Below are 7,480 nucleotides of genomic sequence, written 5' to 3'. Positions count from 1 at the left end.
GACAAAAACAGTGGACCATCCAGCCAAAGCCGGATCATCCATCCGATAACGCCTCCAAGAGAACCGGCGCCGCCGCCAAGACCAAAGTCCCGCTGGCCGCCGCCGATGAACAGGCTTCTACGGGCCCATAGCCCAACCGTCAACGGCCAAATGACCGAACGATGCGATTTTCGCGACAGATCAACGACACCCCAGCCAAAGACCCTGGGAACGTAGGGAAACGCCAGCCCAATCCGTCATGGCTGCGGGCCGGCATCAGCCCGCGGGTGAACGGCCCTCGACGATACGGCGCCGAAACCAATCCCGCAGCAGGTCACGCTCGTGGTCGAACGCTCCTTTGGCGAAGCGCGATGCCCGTAACAGGAAATTGAGGTCCGTCACCGTCTCCTCGGCGGCGGCCAATCGACGGCGGCCTTCTGTCAAGGCGTAGCGCAGGCGAAACCGCGGCGGAGAAATGTCGCTGACGACGCGTAGGCCGAACGGCACGTTGGCACCCGGTCGTTCGATGCCAGCGAGGTCGATGCCAGCGAGGTCGATGTCGAGAACGTCGATGGCGAGGGTCCGGCCCGGCGGCAATCCCCGTGTCGCGAGCCCTTCGAAGATGCGGCGGATCTCCCCGAGGGTGACCTGCAGTGTGGCGCCAGACCCGAAACGGTTCTCCGCATCGGTGTAGCGCTCGGGCTCGATGAAGCGGACAGTGACCTGCGCCGTGGCCGCATTGGTCCAGAGGGTCAAAGCAAGGGTGAGAAGCATCAGGCCGGCGCGCATCGTCAGAACCCCTTCTTCACCTGAGCCAACGCCCGCGTGAGTTCCTGCGCGATCTCCTCGCGATCGATCGGCGAGACGTCGCGTGCGACAACCACATACTCACGGCGCGACACCAGGGTCAGGGTTTGGAGGCCGTACTCCTCGTCCTCGATCCGGGTCAGCTTCGTCCACAGGGGGTTGAAGCGCCATTCGCGCCGCTCGCCCCGATGGGTGACACGGGCCAGCATCACCACGAGGGGCGTGATCATCACCTCCTCGAACGACCGTCCCCGACGGAAGCTTGCCTGGAGGGCAAGGTAGAGGCCGATCATATCGAGGCCGAAGAACCCGGCCACGGGCCAGAATCCGGCCCGGATACAGGCGATGGAGGTGACGAGGGAGACGAGCCCGCACCCGATCATCACGTTCCGGAAGCCTCGAGGACTCAAGGATTGGTTCGGCCGGATCGTCGCCCGGAACACCGGACGGTCGAAGCTGTCGGGGTCGAGGCCGTCAGGGTGCATCGGGATGTTGCCGCTCGCCATGCGGGCAATATAAGGCTCGGATGCGCACCCGACAGACGGCCTCGCCGAAGAACCCCCGAATTGTTGCCGCCCTTGTCGAACCGATCGTCGCAGAGGCCGAACCGGTCCGCTCGGTCGTGCCGCCGGATGTGCTTGCGGAAATCTTCGCGCGGTTGCGTGCCGCGGATCCCGAGCCGCGCGCCGAGTTGGTCTTCGGCAACGCCTATACGCTCCTTGTGGCCGTCGTGCTGTCGGCCCAAGCGACGGACAGGAGCGTGAACCTCGCCACCGCCCCGCTCTTCGCCATCGCGGACACACCGGAGAAGATGCTGTCGCTCGGCGAGGAGCGGGTGCGGGATTTCATCCGAACCATCGGGCTGTTCAACACCAAGGCGAAGAACGTCATCGCGTTGTCGCGCATCCTGGTGGAGCGGCATGGCGGTCAGGTGCCGAAATCCCGCGAAGACCTCGAAGTGCTTCCCGGTGTCGGCACAAAGACCGCGAGCGTCGTCCTCAACGTCGCCTTCGGGGTTCCGACCATTGCCGTCGACACGCACATCTTCCGGGTCTCCAACCGCATCCCCCTCGTGATCGCGCCGACGACGGACAAGGTTCAGGCCGGGCTGGAGGCTATCGTGCCGGAGCCCTACCGGCTCAATGCCCATCACTGGCTGATCCTGTTCGGCCGCTACGTCTGCAAGGCACGCAAGCCCGACTGTCCGATCTGCCCCATCGCAGACCTGTGCCGGTATCCAGCGAAGACTGCGCCCCCCTGAGCGCGGCATGTTCCATTCACCGTGCCGCCCGATACATGGGGCCAGCCCTCCCCCGCGCGGATGGCACCCATCCGGCCAACGCGTTGTGCTGACACGCCGCTTCGGGTAGTTTGCGCCACGGTCGCGGAGGCTTTCGACGAACGATGCGTTTTCACGGCCCGACCGCTTCGGCAGTCACCACGCCGCGGATTCCGCATCGTCTCTCGCTGAAAGGAGCCACGGCCCTTGGACTTCCTCAAACCACGGTACACGCCTATGAACCGCCGCCGTCGCATCTACGAGGGCAAGGCGAAGGTCCTCTACGAGGGTCCGGAGCCGGGAACGCTCATCCAGCATTTCAAGGATGATGCCACCGCCTTCAACGCGCAGAAGCACGATGTCATCGACGGCAAGGGCGTGCTGAACAACCGGATTTCCGAGTTCGTCTTCCAGCACCTCAACGACATCGGCGTGCCGACGCACTTCATCCGCCGCCTCAACATGCGCGAGCAGCTGATCCGCGAAGTCGAGATCATCCCTCTAGAAGTGGTGGTGCGCAACGTCGCCGCCGGCTCGCTCGCCACGCGCCTCGGCCTCGAGGAGGGCACACAGTTGCCGCGCTCGATCATCGAGTTCTATTACAAGAACGATGCGCTCAACGATCCGATGGTCTCCGAGGAGCACATCACGGCGTTCGGCTGGGCCACGCCCCAGGAGATCGACGACATCATGGCGCTCGCGATCCGGGTCAACGACTTCCTGTCGGGCCTCTTCCTCGGCGTCGGCATCCGCCTCGTCGACTTCAAGATCGAGACCGGCCGTCTCTGGGAAGGCGACATGATGCGCATCGTCGTGGCCGACGAGATCTCCCCGGATTCGTGCCGCCTGTGGGACATCAAGTCGTCGGACAAGCTCGACAAGGATCGCTTCCGCAAGGATCTCGGCGGTCTGATCGAGGCCTATACCGAAGTCGCCAAGCGTCTCGGCATCATGTCCGAGAACGAGAAGGTGCAGACGGGCGGTCCGCGCCTCGTCCAGTAGCCGTCAGCGTGGCGCGACCGGGCCGGTCATCTGCCAGCCGGATCGCAGCCGCGTGTAGGTGCCGAGATCGGGGTCGAACCCAGAATGATAATGGGGGTCCTGCGCCAGCAGCGGCCCCCATCGCTTTTTGAAGGCCGTGACCTCGCGTTCATGCCGTGCCTTGGCCTCGGGCGTCCAGCGGCGGCTCGCCGCTTCGTCGTGGATCAGGATCGCGCCGCCGACGTAGAGGGTGCGGTAACCGGCCTCGTTCAAACGCAGGCACAGGTCGACATCGTTGAAATCAACCGCGAAGGCGCCGGCGTCGAAACCGCCGACGGCTGCGAACTTTCGTGCTTCGATTACCAAGCAGGCCGCCGTCACCGCTGACACCGCACGGGTGGCGAGCAAGCCGGACAGATAGCCCGGAGCGTCCCCGGAAAAGTACCGATGCGCGTGGGTGACGAGGCCGCCGGGGCCGAGAATCACACCGCCGTGCTGGATGCGCCCGCGCCCGTCGATGAGCCGTGCACCGACGGCGCCGATCTCTGGCCGCAGGGCCTCGCGAACCATTCGGTCGAGCCAGGTCGGATCGGTGACGGTCACGTCGTTGTTGACGAAGGCGAGAACCCGCCCCTTTGCGACGGCCGCCGCCCGGTTGTTCATGGCCGCGAAATCGAACGGGCCGGGACACGGTACGACACGGATGACGCCGTCGGCTGCGAGATCGCCGAGATAGACCATGGTTTCTGGATCGCGACTGTCATTGTCACACACCAGGATCTCGCGGTCCGGCCAGTCGGTGCGATGGATCAGGCTGTCGAGGCAGGGTCTCAGGAGATCGAGGCGGTCGCGGGTCGGGACGATGAGGCTTACGCTCGGTACCGGGTCGGGTAGTGAGCGCCAGAGGGTGATGACGCCGTCCTCGTCCATCCGCGTCGCGACATCGCCCTCCCCCGCGCGCACGAGATCTCGGCGGACAATCGCGAGGCGGCCGGCGCGGCGGCTCCGCCCCCCCTCCCCTGCCGCAACCGCCGCGCCAATGGACAGGATCTGCGGGAGATGGCCGATACTGTCAGAGCCGAACCGTCCAGCGAGGCGCAGCAGAGCATCGAGAGCCGGCGCTTCGGGATCGAGATCGATGATGCCGCCGATCGCATCCAGGGCAGTGCGGCGCACGGCGACGACGGGGCCGATGTAATCCACCGCCCTCAGATACTCTGCATCGAAGGCAGGCCGGAGGAGGGGCATAATCCTGTCCCCCGACACGTCGAGGGCATCGCCATAGAGGGCAACACGGTGCGGATGCGCCGCGAAGGTGCGAACCAAACGTTCTTGGGAGCCCGACACCAGAGTGTGGCCGGGGGTGGTGAGAACGACGAGGTCCCTCTCTTCGATCACCGGCACGACCTCGCTCAGGAGATTGGCGATGCGCCGGTCCCGCCGCGTCAGCCAGAGTTTCCGGTGATCGAGCCCCAGCAGCGCGGCCCGGGCTTGTGCAGCACGGACGCGTTTGCCCATGAGCCGCGCCTTCGCGATGGCGAGGGTGGCGCTGGGGTGCTGCGCGAGGATCGCGACGGCCATGCGAAGGCGCGCGAGGATGCCCGGACGGATGCGGTGGGCGAACAGCAGGGCATCGCGGTGCTCGTCGGTCAGGGGACGCTCTCCCACCGGGGCGCCGTCATTCGAGATCCTCGCCGAAGGTCGTGAGCGACAGACCCGGATGATAGAACGGGTCGTGCCGGATGGTGTCCCGCCAGCGCGCGACGAAGCGATCGGCCTCAGCCTCGAACCGGGCGCGGGCCGGGCCGATGGATGGGCCGCGGCTCGTGGATTCGAGATGGGCGAGGACGGCGTGGGGCGTCCAGACGGTCTTGTAACCCGCTGCGTTCAGGCGAAGACACAGGTCGACGTCGTTGAAGTCGATGGGAAACGCTTCGGCATCGAGGCCGCCGACCGCGTCGAATTTGCGCTTCTCCACGGCGAGACATGCGGCGGTGACGGCCGAGACCTCGTGGGCGACCCGCAGCTGTCCGAGATGCCCGGGGCTGTCCGAGGGGCGCCGGCGCAGGATATGTCCGGCACGCCCACCGAGGCCGACGACGACGCCGGCATGCTGGAGGGTGCCGTCGGCGTAGAGCAGTTTCGCCCCGACGGCACCCACCTCCGGCCGGCAGGCCTGCCGGACCAAGGCGTCGAGCCAGTCGTCGCGCAGCACAGCGATATCGTTGTTCAGCAGGACGACGACCGAGCCCCGCGCCGCCGCGACCCCCGCATTCGTCATGGCGGAGAAGTCGAACGGAGCCGACCAGTCGAGGATCCTGACACGCGGATCACGTCGCAGACGCTCGTAGTAGGCGTGGACGTCCGCGTCGATGGAGCCGTTGTCGACGATGACGAGTTCGATCGCAGGATAGGCTGTGGCGCCGAGAACCCCGTCGGCGGCGATACGGATCAAGTCGAGCCGGTCTCGCGAGGGAACGACCACGCTGACGAGCGGGACGGGCTCGGGGAGGGGCCAGAGCAGATCGGCGATGGCTGGATCGACACGCGGGCGCGACGGAACTTCGACCGCCTTCAGATTTTCCTCGAGGCGTTCGGTGTGCCGCGCCGTGGACTCGTTCGTGGGCCCGCGAAGAAGGACCCGCGGCACGTGGGCGACACGCGCAGGCAACACCGTCGCCGCGGCACGAACGCCGAGATCGATCCGGCAATCCTCGGGTGCGCCGAGGGGCAGATCCAGCAGCCGCGCCAGGAGTACACCCTTATGGAGTGTGAAGCCGGCATAACCCTGCGCCAGAGCGAGATCGGGACTCCAGTCCGGTTTCAGCCGCGGGCATAACGGGGCATCGCCGGTTTCCTCGTCGGCGTAAGCCATCTCGCCGCCATCGGGCGATTCCAGAGCTCTGGCGAGGAGCGCGAGGGCCTCCGGCTGCAGGCATTCCCCAGGGCTGAGAACCCCGACACAGCCCATCTCATCGCCAACGAGATCCCGAAGGGTTCCGCCCGCGGGCCATTGCTGGTGGGTTACCCGGGGATCGGTCGCCTCGTCTACATCCGGTCCGTCGACCCAGGCGACGACCGCGCGCCAATCGGCTCCGACCTGGGCGGCGAGGCAGCGCAGGGTTTCGGCGACCCGGGCGTGATCGGCGTGCCGCGCCGGAAGGATCAGGCAGACCGGCAATGCCGAGGTGCCGACTGGGAGGACGGCGTCTCCCCTTCGCCGCGACTCGGCCCAGACGTCGTAGTGCGTCCGGGGTGTCGCGCCACAAGTACCGCGGAGGATGTCCCGAAAGCGGCGCTCGTCACCACGCATCGCATTGTAGAGGGCCGCCGCGGCACGCAATGGACGCTTGCCGAGGCACTCGGCCGTCACGCTCAGATGCGTGCGTAGGCCGACCCGCTCCAGCACGAACTCCGTGCGAGGATCGATGGCGAGGTGAAGATCGGTACAATCCTGCGGCAGGTAACCGAGCCAGGACGCCGCCCCGAGCGCTGACCCCGGCAAGACAAAGTCTTCGTACCGGGCTGGTCCGCGGATAAGGCGGAGCAGGGGCCGGAGCGGGCGCGCCACCGCCCGCTCGCGGTAGGTCAGCACGATCCAGCATCCGCGCGGCGACCCATGCAGGCGCAGGCGCCGACCGAAGACCGGATCATCCTGGGGCTCGAGGGTGAAGGCCGCGGCACGGCCGAGCCATCCACCGCGCGGCGGCGTGGTGCCGTCCCGTGCGCTCAGGAGCCGTGCCCTGGCGGCGGAGTACTCATTCGGCCGTCGCCGGAACAGCAACCGGCGCCTCGGAGGTCGCCAGCGGCGGCGCCGGCTTGCGCTTGGCCGGCGCGCGTTGAGGCGTCCCACCCCCGAGACGAACCTCGATGTCGTAATCACCCGTCTGGGCGACGGGCACCATCAGGTCGTCCTCGATGATGGAAAACAGACCCTGTGCCTCACCCGGCGGGACGATGACGGAGACGCGGCGGGCGCGGGAGACGATCGTCTTGCCCGAGGATTTGAGGGAGACCGTCAGCGGTGCCTCGAACCGGCCCGGCGCCCCGGCGGGGCCGAGGAGCACGTGGCCCTCGATACCGACCTTCACACGGATCGAGCCGTCCTGGAGCCGGTTGCATTCGCGGGCGAGGCGCCCGAGCGTGGTCTGGCTTCGCAATCCGGCGCTGCCCGTCGCACTGGGGGGATTGCGCAGGGCCGCGCCGCCTTCGGGCACATCCACCGTCGGGCAATAGGCCTCGTCGAGGGGCGCGGGCTGCGAGGGCGGAACGGTGGTACCGCCGTACCTGAACAGGTTCGAGAAGGCGTTGCCTTCCTGTGCCCCGGCCCCGTCCGCGGCGACGAGAACCGGAAGACCTACGATCAGGAGTCGCAGAGCGATCCGGCTGGCATGCTTCGACATGATCCGTTCCCGATTGGTGCCGGCGGACTGC

At 67.1% G+C, this 7,480-nt stretch carries 7 protein-coding genes; 2 read left to right on the top strand and 5 right to left on the bottom strand.

Going from position 1 to position 7,480, the window contains the following annotated elements:
* Nucleotides 1–255: 255 nt before the first annotated feature.
* Nucleotides 256–768 (bottom strand): DUF3016 domain-containing protein, encoded by a 513-nt coding sequence (locus ASF52_RS20420; protein ID WP_056176171.1) that lies wholly within the window; start codon nucleotides 766–768, stop codon nucleotides 256–258.
* A 2-nt stretch (nucleotides 769–770) separates the two neighbouring features.
* Nucleotides 771–1,292, bottom strand: a complete 522-nt coding sequence (locus tag ASF52_RS20415; RefSeq protein WP_056176168.1) for a DUF2244 domain-containing protein — start codon at nucleotides 1,290–1,292, stop codon at nucleotides 771–773.
* A 20-nt stretch (nucleotides 1,293–1,312) separates the two neighbouring features.
* On the opposite strand from ASF52_RS20415, the gene nth reads away from it, so the two are divergent.
* Nucleotides 1,313–2,047 carry an endonuclease III gene (gene nth / locus ASF52_RS20410; protein ID WP_082515413.1) on the top strand — a complete coding sequence of 245 codons (735 nt, stop codon included), beginning with the start codon at nucleotides 1,313–1,315 and terminating at the stop codon, nucleotides 2,045–2,047.
* A gap of 225 nt (nucleotides 2,048–2,272) precedes the next feature.
* A complete protein-coding gene (gene purC, locus ASF52_RS20405) occupies nucleotides 2,273–3,067 on the top strand; it encodes a phosphoribosylaminoimidazolesuccinocarboxamide synthase (RefSeq protein ID WP_055955211.1) in 795 nt (264 codons plus the stop codon).
* 3 nt (nucleotides 3,068–3,070) lie between these two features.
* Here purC and ASF52_RS20400 read toward each other — a convergent pair whose 3' ends face one another.
* From ASF52_RS20400 to ASF52_RS20390, 3 genes are all read right to left on the bottom strand, one after another.
* Complete coding sequence (locus tag ASF52_RS20400) at nucleotides 3,071–4,627, bottom strand: glycosyltransferase family 2 protein (protein WP_082515418.1); 1,557 nt, start codon at nucleotides 4,625–4,627, stop codon at nucleotides 3,071–3,073.
* Between the two features lie 97 nt (nucleotides 4,628–4,724).
* Nucleotides 4,725–6,830 carry a glycosyltransferase gene (locus ASF52_RS20395; RefSeq protein WP_244473881.1) on the bottom strand — a complete coding sequence of 702 codons (2,106 nt, stop codon included), beginning with the start codon at nucleotides 6,828–6,830 and terminating at the stop codon, nucleotides 4,725–4,727.
* Nucleotides 6,805–7,449, bottom strand: coding sequence for a hypothetical protein (locus tag ASF52_RS20390; RefSeq protein WP_056176162.1), 645 nt, complete (start codon nucleotides 7,447–7,449; stop codon nucleotides 6,805–6,807). The genes ASF52_RS20395 and ASF52_RS20390 overlap by 26 nt, the downstream gene beginning before the upstream one ends.
* Between the last annotated feature and the right edge of the window lie 31 nt (nucleotides 7,450–7,480).

This window comes from Methylobacterium sp. Leaf112 (genome assembly GCF_001423295.1).
Taxonomy (GTDB): Bacteria; Pseudomonadota; Alphaproteobacteria; order Rhizobiales; family Beijerinckiaceae; genus Methylobacterium.
This window is presented reverse-complemented; position numbering and strand designations above follow the sequence as displayed.

Excerpts from the sequence above, each read along its gene's own strand:
- ASF52_RS20420 (WP_056176171.1), bottom strand. The coding sequence starts at position 768 with ATGCGCGCCGGCCTGATGCTTCTCACCCTTGCTTTGACCCTCTGGACC.
- ASF52_RS20415 (WP_056176168.1), bottom strand. The coding sequence starts at position 1,292 with ATGGCGAGCGGCAACATCCCGATGCACCCTGACGGCCTCGACCCCGAC.
- nth (WP_082515413.1), top strand. The coding sequence starts at position 1,313 with ATGCGCACCCGACAGACGGCCTCGCCGAAGAACCCCCGAATTGTTGCC.
- ASF52_RS20400 (WP_082515418.1), bottom strand. The coding sequence starts at position 4,627 with ATGGCCGTCGCGATCCTCGCGCAGCACCCCAGCGCCACCCTCGCCATC.
- ASF52_RS20390 (WP_056176162.1), bottom strand. The coding sequence starts at position 7,449 with ATGTCGAAGCATGCCAGCCGGATCGCTCTGCGACTCCTGATCGTAGGT.